This window comes from Streptomyces sp. MBT53 (assembly GCF_016654115.1).
In the GTDB taxonomy this organism is placed as follows: domain Bacteria; phylum Actinomycetota; class Actinomycetes; order Streptomycetales; family Streptomycetaceae; genus Streptomyces.
On sequence record NZ_JAEQAZ010000056.1, the window covers coordinates 42,396 to 56,365 of the forward strand.

General features: G+C 67.6%; 14 protein-coding genes. 7 read left to right on the forward strand and 7 right to left on the reverse strand.

What is annotated here, in order from left to right:
- Positions 1-567, forward strand: coding sequence for a DUF2290 domain-containing protein (locus JHN45_RS21885; protein ID WP_201050133.1), 567 nt, complete (start codon positions 1-3; stop codon positions 565-567).
- A 438-nt stretch (positions 568-1,005) separates the two neighbouring features.
- Here the strand turns inward: JHN45_RS21885 and JHN45_RS21890 are convergent, their stop codons facing one another.
- From JHN45_RS21890 to JHN45_RS21915, 6 genes are all read right to left on the reverse strand, one after another.
- Positions 1,006-1,425, reverse strand: a complete 420-nt coding sequence (locus JHN45_RS21890) for a hypothetical protein (RefSeq protein ID WP_201050134.1) — start codon at positions 1,423-1,425, stop codon at positions 1,006-1,008.
- Between the two features lie 104 nt (positions 1,426-1,529).
- Positions 1,530-1,928 carry a hypothetical protein gene (locus JHN45_RS21895; RefSeq protein WP_201050135.1) on the reverse strand — a complete coding sequence of 133 codons (399 nt, stop codon included), beginning with the start codon at positions 1,926-1,928 and terminating at the stop codon, positions 1,530-1,532.
- On the reverse strand, positions 1,928-3,580 hold the full coding sequence (locus JHN45_RS21900) for a hypothetical protein (RefSeq protein ID WP_307783158.1): 1,653 nt from the start codon (positions 3,578-3,580) through the stop codon (positions 1,928-1,930). Before JHN45_RS21900 ends, JHN45_RS21895 begins: the two co-directional genes overlap by 1 nt.
- Positions 3,581-3,947: 367 nt before the next feature.
- Positions 3,948-5,465: a LacI family DNA-binding transcriptional regulator gene (locus JHN45_RS21905; protein WP_201050137.1), complete on the reverse strand. Its 1,518-nt coding sequence runs from the start codon at positions 5,463-5,465 to the stop codon at positions 3,948-3,950.
- Between the two features lie 48 nt (positions 5,466-5,513).
- Positions 5,514-5,891, reverse strand: coding sequence for a helix-turn-helix domain-containing protein (locus tag JHN45_RS21910; RefSeq protein WP_374195633.1), 378 nt, complete (start codon positions 5,889-5,891; stop codon positions 5,514-5,516).
- 74 nt (positions 5,892-5,965) lie between these two features.
- Positions 5,966-6,223, reverse strand: a complete 258-nt coding sequence (locus JHN45_RS21915) for a helix-turn-helix domain-containing protein (RefSeq protein WP_201050139.1) — start codon at positions 6,221-6,223, stop codon at positions 5,966-5,968.
- A 483-nt stretch (positions 6,224-6,706) separates the two neighbouring features.
- On the opposite strand from JHN45_RS21915, the gene JHN45_RS21920 reads away from it, so the two are divergent.
- The 6 genes from JHN45_RS21920 to JHN45_RS21945 all read left to right on the forward strand — a co-directional run bounded on the left by JHN45_RS21920 (position 6,707) and on the right by JHN45_RS21945 (position 12,584).
- The gene (locus JHN45_RS21920; protein WP_201050140.1) at positions 6,707-7,627 is read left to right on the forward strand and encodes a hypothetical protein; all 921 of its coding nucleotides are present in this window, start codon (positions 6,707-6,709) and stop codon (positions 7,625-7,627) included.
- The gene (locus JHN45_RS21925) at positions 7,624-8,322 is read left to right on the forward strand and encodes an ATP-binding protein (RefSeq protein ID WP_201050168.1); all 699 of its coding nucleotides are present in this window, start codon (positions 7,624-7,626) and stop codon (positions 8,320-8,322) included. The genes JHN45_RS21920 and JHN45_RS21925 overlap by 4 nt, the downstream gene beginning before the upstream one ends.
- Before the next feature lie 84 nt (positions 8,323-8,406).
- Positions 8,407-9,708 (forward strand): hypothetical protein, encoded by a 1,302-nt coding sequence (locus JHN45_RS21930; RefSeq protein ID WP_201050141.1) that lies wholly within the window; start codon positions 8,407-8,409, stop codon positions 9,706-9,708.
- Between the two features lie 48 nt (positions 9,709-9,756).
- Entirely contained in the window at positions 9,757-10,203 is a 447-nt protein-coding gene (locus JHN45_RS21935) for a hypothetical protein (protein WP_201050142.1), read from the forward strand.
- 40 nt (positions 10,204-10,243) lie between these two features.
- Positions 10,244-10,885: a MobC family plasmid mobilization relaxosome protein gene (locus tag JHN45_RS21940; protein ID WP_201050143.1), complete on the forward strand. Its 642-nt coding sequence runs from the start codon at positions 10,244-10,246 to the stop codon at positions 10,883-10,885.
- Between the two features lies 1 nt (position 10,886).
- A complete protein-coding gene (locus JHN45_RS21945) occupies positions 10,887-12,584 on the forward strand; it encodes a relaxase/mobilization nuclease domain-containing protein (protein WP_201050144.1) in 1,698 nt (565 codons plus the stop codon).
- Between the two features lie 639 nt (positions 12,585-13,223).
- Here JHN45_RS21945 and JHN45_RS21950 read toward each other — a convergent pair.
- Positions 13,224-13,925 carry a hypothetical protein gene (locus JHN45_RS21950; RefSeq protein ID WP_201050145.1) on the reverse strand — a complete coding sequence of 234 codons (702 nt, stop codon included), beginning with the start codon at positions 13,923-13,925 and terminating at the stop codon, positions 13,224-13,226.
- Positions 13,926-13,970: the final 45 nt, after the last annotated feature.

A 13,970-nucleotide genomic window follows, 5' to 3' on the forward strand; every position in this document is an offset into this window, starting at 1 on the left:
ATGTCTGAAACCAGAGTCTCGTGGCACTCCATAAATCCGAGTGCTCCTTTCCTTGTCAACAGAGGGGATCTCGGCCTGCAAGATTACCGCAACTGGGTCGCCTCAGGGGCATATTCTGCGCATCTCTTCGATGGATCTCTACTTCAGATTACTTACGATGTCAGCGGCGGGGACATATCTGGCCACCGACTCGCCTATATCCCTTGTCCGTACCGGCTGGACCCGGACATGGTTTATCAGGATCCGTTGCTGGACGTCGTTGACATCCATGTGGCAACTGAACCAGCAAATATGCTTCTTAGGTCTGCGGTAAGGTTCGATTATGATCCAGAAAACGCCAAACCTGGACACCCGTCAAGCCATATGACAATCAACGCGTCCAGTTGCAGGATTGCTTGCGCCGCCCCTCTGCACATCGGTCGATTTATAGACTTCATTTTCAGGCACTTTTATGCTGATATTTGGAGCGGTCACACGGACTATTTCTCTAGAGGTGCTCATCGGGAAATCGGTGCTCGCACCATTATCGAAGAGGACAGGTACGGCCCACATATCTGGTGGGAGTGAAATCCAACCGAGGCACATTCTCGCTTCCCCTGTGCCCATCGCTTCCTCGCGGAGTCAGCAGCGTTGACGGTGCCAGTGGCGCAGACCTCTGCGAGAGCCATAAACACGAAGGACAAGGCCATCGGATCCGGAGGTCAAGCCCACAGCGACGAGAACGCCTCCGACACGGTCTCCAGTCGACGGTCGGTCCGCCCGACATCCCAAAGAGCGAGACCGTCAGCCATATCCCGCCGAGCAGCGCCCCGCCCAGCCCCACTTTGTCCGCTTCCTCCGGTTGATCGCCGTCAGGACGTTCGCTCTCGTTGCGTTGGTATTCCTGGGATGTTTGAGACTCATGGCCCGACCGTGACGTCTGGTGGTTGTTGACGTCTCCGTACACGTTGCCTGCGAGGAACACGTCGGGCGCGCGGTTGTGTTGCCCGCCCTGGGCCCTGGAAGTCAGTCGTGTCTACCATGCCCCACGCCGTGGTTGATGGTCAGGCCGCCTTGAGCACTTCCGTTGATGAAGGTGCCTGTTCCGTGGTTGTGCTGGTTGACCACGGAGGTTGGGTGGTCCCGCTGGGCCAGAGCCAGCAGCTCGGCATACGCGACCGGTTCCGATTCCGCGAGTCGTACAAGCACGGGTGCCCACGTGACCGCAGCGGCCCGTAGGACAGCCTCACGCTCACCCACCTGGGCTTGGACAACAGCACTCCGATCTCGGTCCAGACGTTCAAGCTGAACCGCTGTCTCGTCCTCTCGACCGCTGCGTCGGAACAGACGGCCAATGGCCTCACGGACCCTCAGGTAGCCCTCCTGGCTCGCCTGAGTGAGGAAGGCCGCGGCCATGGTGGTTGCCGCGAACGTCACTTCGTCCACTTCGTGTCCCCTCCAACTGGTCGCAGCACTGTATCCACGCACACCGCCGGCGGCGGCCGGAACGGTTCATGCCGCATCCCAGGCCGCTCAAGGAACAAGTCGACTCAACTCACCAACGCGCCAATGGCGTTGGCGAGAGCCTCGCCTCCTTGCCGGACCACGGTGCCCACGACAAGCGCGGGCAACGCCTGCGCGATCCCACGCAGTGTGCCGACCTGCGGCGCATCGGGGGTCGCGAGCGAGGTGTCAACGCTGTCCGCCATCGCGCGCAGCACCGTCGCGTTCTGCAAGTCCGCCGCGTTGCGGTCGACGTCCGCGCGGAAGGCGACCAGGAGGCCGCGCAGAGCGTCGATGTCGACCGTGCCCTGCGCCGAGGCAGACTGATGGATGTTGGAGATGTTCTGTCCCACCACGTTCTGTAACGGTGCGTTGTTGCTGCCGCCGATACTGATGCCCGAGCCGTGGCCCGGGTCCGGTTCGGGGCGACGCCGTCCCACAACCATTACTTGCCTCCCTGATTCTTGTTGTCCTGGCCGACGCCGCTGATGCCGCTCCCGGCGACGTTCTGGATGGGGGCGTTGTTGTCCCCATACACGAGGATGTTGTTGGTCACAGTGGCGACCTGTCGTTCATACGCAGCCAGATCGATCCCCTGCTCGTCGAGATACTCGGCGACGGTCCGGAAGACGCAGGACTGAATCAGAACGACGTGCCTCTTGGCATCGTCGCTCTGATGCATGTCGGTGACTTCCTCGGTGGAGTACCGGTCGCGCAGGCTCACCGGGTCTTCTTCCTCCACGCGGCCGTCGGCCTTCTCACCGAGGCGGGCGACCAGCCGCCACACCGCCAGAGGGCCCATGGCAGTGTCCAGGAGCGACTGCGCGGCAAGCCACCTGAGCAGACGCGCTCCACGTGTCCGCGCCGGTGTGGCAGTCACCCGCAGCTCGTTGTAGAGCGGCGTCATCACGTGTGGACGGATCGTCAGCCGCAGCTCGCCGGCCTCCAGTGCGGCATGCACGAACACGCTCACCACGATCTGTCCGTCCCAGCTGATGCACTGGGCTCGCAGGTACAGCCGGTCCGGCACACCGGAAGGGGACCTGCGTCCTAGACCGCTCAGGTCGGACAGCTCCACCTTCGTCTCGCGAGTGCGCTGCAGCCATCGAGCCGCAGGAAGGCCGAGTATGCGCTCCATCGAGAACCCGGGAAGCGGATCGGTGATCTCCCTGGCACCGCGGCCCAGTTCGTTGAGCGCGGTGCCCACGCGTCGGAGAAGTTCTGCCTCCCCGAACGGTTTGACCGACTCCTCGGCGTCCTTGGGCTTCAGCGGGATGCTGATGCGAGCAGGTCCCCACACATCGCGCCCAGCACCGATGAACTGCTCTGAGGTGTCGTAAGGCAACGCCAACTGCCACTGGTCCTTGCTGATGTCCGACATCCTGCGCTTGGCCTTCGCAGCGACCCACGGCAGGTCATCGGACGACACGCCCTCCCGCGCCAGGTGACCCAGCGCAGCTCGGGCCACAAGCCGGTCGGCCGCATACGCCAGGGCGACGACAGCCGCCAACCCGAAGGGGAGTACCGCCAGTTCGAGTCGCAGCGCGAGCGCGTCGCCGCCAACGGGTCCGTACGGCAGGAGTGCGAGCAGCCACGGCGCGAGCAGCACGACATACGCCAGGCGCCGCGAAGGCGCCCACCGCGTCAGGCCGACCTTGCGGATCGCGCGGAAGGCAGCCCACCTTAGGAACAAAGCGACGATGACGACCGCAGCCCAGATCCCGAAAGGCCATGGCACGGCATAGGCGACCAGTCCGCACAGGACCGGGATGCATGCGCGCCTCGCCCATCGGCGGCGCCTCGCACGAAGGCTGTGCGCGGTCATCGGGACGAGGTCGAAGCCGTATGACGGCACAGGCAGCGGCGGACCGTGCAGCACGTGGTCGACAACCCATTGTGCAGTCGGTTCGCCCAGAGGCGGGCAGTCGTCGCTGCCCTCCAGATAGATCGGCCGCCTCGTACTGCGCCGAGGCTTCTTGGCCTTCCCCGCTTTCCCCCGGATCCTGCGCCACCATGCCTTCACGGCCTTCACCCGGTCAGGACGCGCATAGACCGCCTGACATAACAACCGTGTCACCTCGGACGATGTGGGGTCCACCTCCGCAGGGCGGTTGGCCCAAGAAGTAACAGGGTTCGTCTGGACCGGGACGGCAGGCCACTCGGCCTCCTCCGTCCGTGCCCTCCCCCGAGCACGCACGCCCCACCCAGCCGCCATCCCGCTCCCCCGTTCATCGACAGGCGGGCATCGTCACGGTGGACAGGAAGAAGCGCTAGACCACAAACGCGACAATGCGCATAACTTGACCGGATAGCTAAGGATTGGCCGAAACTTCCTCCGGTCCGTCGGGCGTGCAGGCCGGGCCCCTGGTGCCGCAGGAGTCTTCAGCACCGCGTCTGCCGATACGTCCTGGTACCTACTGGAGGCACGGCGTCAGCGACGCATGAAACGACTCCCGAAACTGCGGCTATTGACGCGAACCGAGACGAGCTCGCAGCAACGCATCCAACACCATCACTGGTGAGCTGGGGCTCAGCTCCAAGCGAGCATCGAGAGATGCTTCCCACTGCTCGGTCAGCCCGAACATCAATCGCTGGCGCATGCCAACGGTGACATGGGCGTAGCGCGCCGACACCGAGCCGTCGATGTGGCCCATGCGCTCGTCCATGAGGACCTTCTCCGTGCCGAGGTCTTCCATCATGGTCCGGTGGGTGTGGCGTAGGCCGTGGGGTGTGAGGCCCTTGGCGATCGGGAGCCAGCAGGCATCGGCCCGGTCGCTGGCACCACGTCCTCGCGCCGGAATGCCGGGCCATGGCTCGCCGAGGATCGGCACAGGGCGGGGCTCCTGCGGTGCCTTCTTCGGGTACCAGCCCGAGACCGCAGGAGTGAACAGCCAGGTCCCGAAGCCGTTTCGACGCCAGTGGGCAGCGTGCACCGACACCACGCCGCCCCGCACGAACCCCAAGTCCGAGATGGCCTGTTCCACCCTCGCCCGCTTGGCTTCGGTGACGCGGTCAGGGTGGTTGAGGACGTTGGACACCGTGCCCGCGGAGACTTCGGCACGGCGTGCGACGTCGACGAGTTTCGCACCCTGGTGGCCGCCGGTGCGGGCCGTGCCCTGGCCGCGGAAGACGTAGGTCTTGCCGTGACATGGGCAGGGTTTCGGCTTGGTGCGGGCGACGTGGTTGGCGACCAGGCCCGACAGCCAGTCCGGTGCATCGATCTTGCGGTAGCTGTCGTCCTTGGGCGGACAGCGCACGAGCTCGCCGGTGTCGAGTTCGTACAGTTGCCACTCGACGCGCACGGAGCCTGGGCGGGCGAACTCCGTCTCCAGGCCCACGATTTCGCCCCAGCGCATGCCGGTGTACCCCTTGAGGACGACGGCGACGAACTCGTCGTCGCGGCCGGAGAGCAGCGCGGCCCGTTCGGCGGTCAGCAGGATGCCGAGCGGGTCGGTGACGACCTTCTCCGGGCCGCGGTCGCGGGAGCGGCCGGCACGCTTGCCGCGTCCGCGCCGTCGGGCGGCAGGGTTGGACGTGATCAGGCCCTCGTCGATCGCGTCCTCGAAGATCAGGTGGAGCGTCGAGCGCCAGGTCTTGACGCTAGAGGCCGCGTAGACGGCCTTCTCCTTCTTCTCCCACAGGTCGACGTCCGTGCGCAGGATGCCGGCGAGCGCCTTGTCCTCGAAGTCGGGGAGCAGGTGCTCCTCGATGTGGCGCTTGTAGTTCTGCATGGTCGAGGCGGCCAGATCCTGCGCCTCGTACCAGCGGTTCGCGTACTCGCCGAAGGTCTCCTGGCCGAGTGCCGGGTCGCGCCAGTCGCCGCGCCGGTACTTGTTCTCGGCCTCGCTCGCCGCGCGCTGGGCCTCGCCCTTGGTGGCAAACCGGATCGCCTTGCCGGTGTCGTCGACGACCGTGAGGTGCTTGCCTGGCGCCGTCTTGTACCGGCCGCGCCAGTAGTTGCCGCGCTTCTCCGCGAAACCCAACTTCCGTCTTCCTCCCCTGCTCCTGGCTTGTGACTGGGCGCGGGCGCGTTACGCGACGGTCTCGTACTGGGTACGGCGCGGCGGTCGAGCCCGCAGACGCCCTGGCGTCGAGGCCGTAGTCGGCTCAGGAGGCCGGGCGGCACGAGTTCGTGCAGCGGGAGGACTTGTTACTGCTGGACCGGTCGGCGCGCTGCTGAGGGATCGCTTCGGGCGCTCTTCGTGGAGACGGACGATCTCGGCCAGGTGGGCGGCGGTGAAGCGGTAGGCGCGGCCGACGCGGGTGTGCGGGATGAGTCCGCGTCGGGCCCGGTCCTTGACCCACCAGGCGGAACAGCCGAGGGCCTCGGCGATTTCTTCGGGGCGGTAGAGGCGGGGCAAAGGGGCTCCGCCCTCTGTGCCGGGAAGTCGCACGAGGGCAGGGGGTATCTCGGAGTGGTGCAAGAAGGGCGGGTCCTTACTGGGTTGGGGCGTGCTCGGTCAGCGGTGCTGAGCGGCCCTCGTCACGTGACGGTCGGCCCATGCAGCAGCACGAGAGGCGAGACGAGGAGGGCTTCGGCGATCGCGACGAGGTCGTCGGCATCACATCGGCGTTGGGCGCGTTCGATGCGGGACAGCGTGGTGTTGGACATCGGGTGGCCGAGGGCGGTCACGCGGCCGGCCAACTGGCGTTGTGACAAGCCGCGTTCGGTTCGGAGAATTTCGATGGTGCGGGCCGCCTGTATTCCAGCGGGTCCGACTTCCAGTGGGCGTGGGGGCATGCCTCCAATTGAAAGGTCCATTCGCCGGTTTGGGTAACCGGCGATCGTGGTCTATGTTGCGCTCGCGTCGTACGCCGAGCCGCGGTTCCCGGAAGTCGGGAAGGGGCACGGAACAGCGTGTCAATCATGGCTCTGACGTGGAGTGTTGTGTTGTAGCTTCCCCGCCTGCGGACCGTCAACGGCTTACCGATGTGATGCTTCTGGCTCTGCGGTCCGGGCAACTATTTGGTCAACAGCGGATCGTGCCTTACGGTTTTGCTCCCGCCCGCCACCGAGCCCCGTTTCTCGCGGCCTTTCTGCCGTGAGAGATTGCGCCGGACAGGGCTGGACTTGCGCGACTGGGGTGTGGCTATGTTGACGACACCCCGGGAAGCGCAATCGCTTCTCGGCGCGCGTCCGCGCCAATACCCCTCGAATCCCGCCCCGACCGACGGTGAGTCGCGATGTCCACGCACAGGCCACCGAGTGAGGACCTCCCCGCACTTGGCACGAATCCGCACCATCAAGCCCGAAGCCTTCGTCTCCGAGTCCCTGGCCGCCGTCTCCCTGACCGCCGAGCGCACCTTCCTCGGCCTGCTCACCCAGGCCGACGACCAGGGCCGCCACCGCGACCACGCCGCGATCGTCGCCGGGCAGCTGTGGGTGCTGCGCCCGGAGCACACCCCGTCCGACGTCGAGACGGACCTCGCGCAGCTCGCCGACGCCGGACTGATCTGCCGCTACAAGGGCCCGGATCACAAGCGGTACCTGCATGTCGTGACCTGGCATCAGCATCAGAAGATCAACCGGCCCAGCAAGAGCCGCCTCCCGGGCTGCCCGGTTCATGACGCTTCGGTCGCTGCCGTGCCTGACGCTGGAGCCCGTGTCACGGAGTCTTCCCTGCCGCCTCGCGCAGTCCTCCCTGAGGGCTCCGGCGAGTTCCGTGAGTCCGCACTGAATCCGGAGCGCGATAGCGAAGCAGCAGGTCAGGAGCACTTCAAGGAGTCCTCCGTGAGGGATCAGGGAGTGCTCGGGGAGGCAACAATGACATCTCACCGTCCGGATCTAGGACCTAGGACCGTGGATCTAGGAGATATCCCTTCTGGGGGCGCAAGCGCCCACGCGCCCGACACCGTCTCGGCCAAGCAGCTCCTTGCCGAGTACATCGCCGCGTGCAACCACCGCCCGCCGGAAGACTTCCTGAACCGTCTCGGCAAACAGGTGCGCAAGCTGCTCGACGAGGGCATCACCCCCACCCACCTCCGGGCCGCCCTCGAACGCCACCGGGCGAAGGGTCTGTCCCCGAGCGTCCTGCCCAACCTCGTCCACGAGGTCATGAACGCCGCCTCCCCCACCAAGCCCGCCACCCACCGGACTTGGACGAACCCGACCGACGTCGTCGCAGCCTACGGAGATGAGCTCTGACCGCCACCCTCACCCGCGAGCCCCACCGGGTCGGCCCGATCGCCGACCGGCTCAACGGCATCCTGGCCAACCGCGGCATCGACCCCACCGCCGCTGCCGCCCACGAGCCGGCGCCAGAGACCGTCACCGCCCTGGAGCTCGCCGACGCCCGTATCCCCGCCCGCTACCGCCGTGCCCTGGCGGACCACCCCCAGATCACCGCCTGGGCCGACCAGATCGCCCGCGCCGGACGCCCCGGCCCGAGCGGACCCGGTATCGCCGAGGGCCCGTCGCTACTGATCGCCGGCCCCACCGGCACCGGCAAGACCTACCAGGCGTACGGCGCCGTCCGTGCCCTCCTCTCGCGAGGGGTGCGCCTGCGCTGGGAAGCCACCACCAGCGCCGACCTGCACGCGCGGCTCCGTCCCCGCGCCGGCCACGACGGCGAACGGGAGCTGCAGACGCTGGCCCGCTGCCCCCTGCTGCTCCTGGACGACCTCGGCGCAGCCAAGACCAGCGAATGGACCGAGGAGCTCACCTATCGGCTCATCAACCACCGGTACGAGCACATGCTCCCCACCCTCATCACCACCAACCTCCCCACCGCCGAGCTGCGCATCGCGCTCGGCGACCGCGTCGCCTCCCGTCTCGCCGAGATGACCGAACGCGTCATCCTCACCGGCCCCGACCGACGCCGCACCGCGCCCGCCGCCTGACGAGTACGCGCTCCCTCCCCACCACCTCGCCCGCCCTCGATTCCGCCTGCCCTCGAACGCGCGGGCCCCATGGAGAGCCTCTGTATGACACCTGGCACCACCACGCTCATCAGCGCCGAAAGCATCGGCATGCCCGTCCTGCCGCACTGGATCCCTGTGCCTGCGGCCATCGCGGTCCTGCCCATCACCCTCGCCTTGGTCACTCGATGGTTGTGGCAGCGCGCCCGCAAGCGCGGCGACGGGAAGCGGCGTGGCAGCGCCGCCGTCCGGGTCGCCGCTGTCGCCGCGATCGGCTGCACCGCCTACAGCGCGGACACCAGCTGGCGCTTCGCCGCCGACTACCTCGGCATGGGCAGCACCGTCGAGCGCGCCTTCATGTTCTCCATCGCTGAACTGGCCTTGTTCGCAATGGCGTTGATGGCACGCCAGAACCTGAAGGGCCCCAGGCAGGCGCCGGGGCCGCCCGGCGTCCTGGTATGGGTGATCACCGGAGGCCAGATCATCCCCGCCTACGCCGAGTCCGGTCCCGTCGGTGGCACGGTCCGCGCCCTGATCGGCCCGGTCATGGCCGCAGTCCTCTGGCACCTGGCCATGGGAATCGAGCTACGCAACCACACCCCCGAGGCCGCCTCACGCAGCCTGCTCGCGATCCTCGGCCGGCAGGCACGCGAGCGACTGCTGGCACGCCTGGGCATCCACGACCAGGACGCCGATGCCGCACGACTCATCCGCGAACGCGCCCTGAGCCGGGCCGTCACGTTGATCCTCCGCATCGAAGCGATGCCCGAGACGAAGCGCAACAAGCGCCGTGGCTGGCGTGCGACTCGGCGCCTGCACGAAGCGCTGGAGAAGGCCGACGTCGACGGTGATCTTCACCAGGACGAACTGCTGCTGCGGAAGCTCGGTACCCGAAAGCAGGCCACACGGCTGGCCTCGCTCCCGCTGCCCGAACGGTGGGAGACGCCCGGAGACCGAGTCAGCCAGCCCCGCACTGCCGCGGCGAAGCGGGCAAGGCCCGAGCGCCCGGAAGCCGTACTGAATCCGGGCGAGGAAGGCGTACACCGCTCGCACCGCCCGGAATCCATCGTCCGCCCTCAATCCGCTACTGATGCAGGCGCGGAGGTAAGTACGGGCAGAGATGTGGGTGCCGAGCCTGGCGAGAAGCCGGAACCGAAGCGCCCGGGTCGCAAGCCCGACCTGCCGCGGGATGCCCTCATCGCGTACGCGAAGGGCATCTACCGCGAGACGGGTCGCCTCTCGCGTGACTCGCTCAAGGCTGCTGTCCGTGCCGACGGCCACCAGGTCGGCACCAACCTGGCCCAGAGCATCGTCAACGCGGTCAAGGCCGAGCACCAGGACTCAGCCCGTACCGGCCACCCCCACTGAACTCTCCCCCGCACCGCTAACCACACATCGCTGAAAGGCCCTTCCGCCATGTCCCGCTCGACCACGCCCGCCTGGGACTGCCACAACTGGTCCTGCCCCATCTGCACCGCGCCTGGGCGCGACGAGATGACCCTGCTGCGCTGCGCCATCCTCACTCTGCTGGAACACGGACGATGGATGGCCCAGGACGAGATCTCCCTTCCCGACATCCTCTCTGGCTGCGGCCACTACCTGAGCCGACTCAGGATCGGCCCCCTGGGCCAGATCGATGACGACACCCCGGTGCCCGCCATCGAGCAGTGGACTTGGCTCGAGGCCGAGCTGCGCCTGGTTGTCGCCCGCGCCGCCGGACTGGATGCCGTGAGCACCCTTGACCCGCGCATCGACGGCGTCCTGGCCTCCGCGGCTCGCCTCCCAGAGCGGCGCCTGGTGGATCTGCTCGACCTCGCAGCCGAGCAGTTCGCCGAGCTCAACACGCAACCGCGTGCCGCCTGAACCCACCACCCCCGCAACCCCGACACAAGGACATCGCGTCGTGCGCGACCACTACCCCGAACTCCCCATCTCCCAAGAGCAGATGGTCACCACTCCCGTCACACGCGCAGCAAGCAATGGCGATGGACCGTCCATAGGCCGGTCCATCACGGACGCCTCCGCCCCGGGGGTGGCGGAGGAGGAGCTCCGGCACGAGGGCGTGCCGGAGCAGGAACGGGTGGGCGCCGGCGAGCAGCCGCGCGATCCCTCCGTTGGGGCCATGCAGCGTGCGCCGTACCGCCGCGCGAACCTCGATGCGCAGCGCTCCGAGCACGTCACCGCGCGCTTCGCGCCGCACGAGAAGCACGACATCCAGTCGTCGGCGAAGGCCGCTCACGTGACCATGGCCCGCTACATTGCCGACGCCACCATGGCCCGCGTCCGTGGTGAGATCACCGTCGCTGCCGAGCGTACGGTCTACGACGATGTGGTCGACGAGCTCGCCGCTATGCGGGCGCAGATCGCCCGGATCGGCAACAACGTCAACCAGATCGCCCGCCGCCTCAATGCGGACGGCGATCCACACCCTGTGGACGCCGCGATCCTCCACCGGGCGGACCGCCTGCTCACCACCGCCCACGACACAGTCCGGGCGATCGACGACGCCGCCTTCCGGGCAGCCGGGCAGAAGTGGGCGGTCTGACGTGATCGCGAACATCGTCAAGCCCGGCAACCACACCTACGGCGTGCTGGCCTACCTCTTCGACAAAGGCCGCGCCAACGAACACACCGACCAGCACATCGTCGCCTCCTGGGACGACTTCATCCCCGACCCCGGCCCCTGGGACAGCCCTGGCCACAAGCAAAGGCTCGGCCAGCTCACCCAGGCCCTGGATCTGCGGGTCAAGCAAGCCGGCAACAAGGCACCTGAGGGGCACGTGTGGCACTGCTCGATCCGCGCCGCGCCCCAGGACCACATCCTCACCGACGCCGAGTGGGCCACCATCGCCCGGCGCGTGCTGCACGCGACCGGCATCGCACCCGACGGCGACCCGGACGGCTGCCGCTGGGTTGCTGTACGTCACGCGGAGGACCACATCCACATCGTCGCCACCAAGGTGCGCGGTGATCTGCGCCCTCCGCGGAACTGGAACGACTACCACCGCGCCATGAACGAACTCAGAGCCGTCGAGGAAGACTTCGGCCTCACCCGGGTTGCACGTGGTCCCGAAGCTGCTGCCGGCACCTCGGCGGTGAAGCGCTCCACCCGGGCCGAGGAGGAGAAGGCCAAGCGCCTGGGCCACGACAAGACCGCGCGTGAGCGGCTGCGGCACACCGTGCGTACCGCGCTGTCCCACGCGAAGGATCTGAATGAGTTCTTCAACCTGCTCGCCGATGCCGGCCTACAGGTCGAGACCCGCACCCTGCCCTCCGGTGACCTCCAGGGCTACAAGGTAGCCCTGCCCGATGCCGGCACGCCCATCTGGTTCTCCGGCTCCAGCCTCGCCACCGACCTGTCCCTCCCCCAGATCCGACAGCGCCTGGCCGCCACCGAGGCACAGCCCACCGCAGCCTCATCAGCCCGCCAGCACTGCCCCAGCCCGTGGCACGTGGCCACCGCTGCCGCCGAACGCATCCCCCACCACCTCGCCCACGCCGACGACCGGGCCGTCCAGGCCCACCTGACCGTCCTCGGCGAAGTCCTCTACGCGCTGCCCGCCCATGCTCCTGTCCGGCTCCAGGCCGAACTCCACCGTGCGGCTGCCACATTCGAACACGCCGCCCACACCCGCGCCCGCGCCGACCACCAGCACGCCCGCGCACTAAGGGGCGCGCTGAAGGCCATGCGCTACCAGCCCGCGGACCACACCGGGCTGGCCATGCTCTTGGACGCCGCGATCCTCGTCGTCCTCGCAGTCCAGCGCCACAGCGCACTGCACCACCACGACCAGCAGGTGGCCGCCGCCCGTCAGACGCTCACCCACCTGCAAGCCGCCTACGACCAGATAGCCCCCACCAGCCTCGCCGAACTCGCCAGGCACTATCCCTCGGACAGCACGGTGCACTGGTACGCCCTCACCCTGCACGAGGTCCTGCCCCGCCACGCCGAACAGATCCTCACCGAAAACGCCTGGACCGCACTCACCGCCACCCTCGCCGCCGCCGAAGCCGCTGGCCACAACCCGGCCACCGTTCTCCAGCAGGCCGCCCAGCACCGCCCCTTGGACGACGCGAAGTCAGCATCCGAAGTCCTCGTCTGGCGCATCCAACGCCTCGGCGACCGGCACGTACCCGGCCCCGGCGCACGAACCGCGCAGGCTCGCCGCCTTCGCACTCAGACCGATTCCGGGCTCCCTGGCGCGTACACGCCGCCCGCATCCCGCCCAGGACAGTCCCGCTGAGCAGGACCCCCTGAAGCGGAGGCGACGAGGAACGACACCACGCGCAGCCACGAACCGATACGAAGCCGACGGGTCGTAGCTGTACATCCCCGGTTACCGAAACCGGGGATTCTCCGGACCCTATGTGTTGCCCCACCGCCCCGCCCCTCGACAAGGAGCACCCACATTCCCCTCATCGAACCCCGCCGGCACGTCGTCGCCCAGCTGTGCGGCGCGTACTTCAAGCACTACTTCGGCACCAAGACCTGGTCCCACCACGATGGAGGCCCCTTCACCAAGGCGGAACAGGCCGCCGCCCTCGCGCCCACCATCGACGAGGTCAAAGAGGCGAAGGAGGAGATAGACCGGTACCACGAGTACCTGCAGACCTGGCTCGAAGCCCCCGAGGCCCTGGACCGCTTCCTCACCCCCTTCCTGGACCAGCTCGACGAGAAGTCCTTCGGCAACGCCATCGACATCATGAACAAGAACGAGCGGTTGAAGCTCCAGCGGCTGGTCAACGCGGCGGCCGAACCCGTCCGTCCGTTCACCCCGTACACCTTCTGACAAACGGCGGCACCGACCGCATCCCCAGATGAGGAAGGGGGCCGGTGACCGGGAAGACATCCCGGTCACCGGCCCCCTTCACGTCTCCCGTAGTCACCGTGTGCGCTGTACTTTGTCAACGGCCTGCGCCAGGTGCGCGTCAACAAGGCCCGGCGAGCCGGAAACGATCACCAGCACGTTGGCGATGCGGATCGCCGTCTGCTGGACAACGCTGCGCTGCGGGCCGACGGAGTAGGTGAGCAGCTGGCTCCACTGCTCGTCGCCGAGAGGCGGCGCGGCCATCTGCTCCGTGCCCATGTCGACAGAGGTACTGCCGACGAGGATCTGGTACGTGGGGCAGGAGATCATCGCGTCGAAGATCCGGCTCACGCCCCTGGACAGCTTCGCGGCGGTGTCGCTGTACAGCTCCTCGGCCACCTCCGAGTCGCTGCCGCCCGTATAGGTGAAGGACGCCTTCGCCTTGCGGGGGAAGTCGAGGCTGTCGCCGACAGCGGCGTCACCGCCGAGCTCCTCCAGCGCCGGGCAATCGGAAACGACGACATCGTCCTGCGGCCTGGGCTGCTGCGGCTTGCGGGTGTAGCCCTCACCAAGCTCGCTCTCGACCAAGAGGCGCTTGCTCAGCGCGGCCGAGGACAACAGCTCGGGAACCAGGGAGTGCTTGCCCTCCTGCTGCGTGGGCGCGGAGGCGGAGGAGACCGGCTCGTCGGCGGGCGTGCTGCTGGTGGTGGTGCAGCCCGCCAAGGCCAAGACGGCGAGGGTACTCAGGCTGGTGACGGTCGTGGTGTGAAGGCGCATGCGGAACCCCAAATTGGCTGCGGAACAGACGGTCTGACCAGCCGG

What these genes read in the sequence shown, in the direction of transcription:
- JHN45_RS21950 (WP_201050145.1), bottom strand. Translation starts at nt 13,925, where the DNA reads ATGCGCCTTCACACCACGACCGTCACCAGCCTGAGTACCCTCGCCGTC.
- JHN45_RS21935 (WP_201050142.1), top strand. Translation starts at nt 9,757, where the DNA reads ATGTCCCGCTCGACCACGCCCGCCTGGGACTGCCACAACTGGTCCTGC.
- JHN45_RS21885 (WP_201050133.1), top strand. Translation starts at nt 1, where the DNA reads ATGTCTGAAACCAGAGTCTCGTGGCACTCCATAAATCCGAGTGCTCCT.
- JHN45_RS21895 (WP_201050135.1), bottom strand. Translation starts at nt 1,928, where the DNA reads ATGGTTGTGGGACGGCGTCGCCCCGAACCGGACCCGGGCCACGGCTCG.
- JHN45_RS21930 (WP_201050141.1), top strand. Translation starts at nt 8,407, where the DNA reads ATGACACCTGGCACCACCACGCTCATCAGCGCCGAAAGCATCGGCATG.
- JHN45_RS21915 (WP_201050139.1), bottom strand. Translation starts at nt 6,223, where the DNA reads ATGCCCCCACGCCCACTGGAAGTCGGACCCGCTGGAATACAGGCGGCC.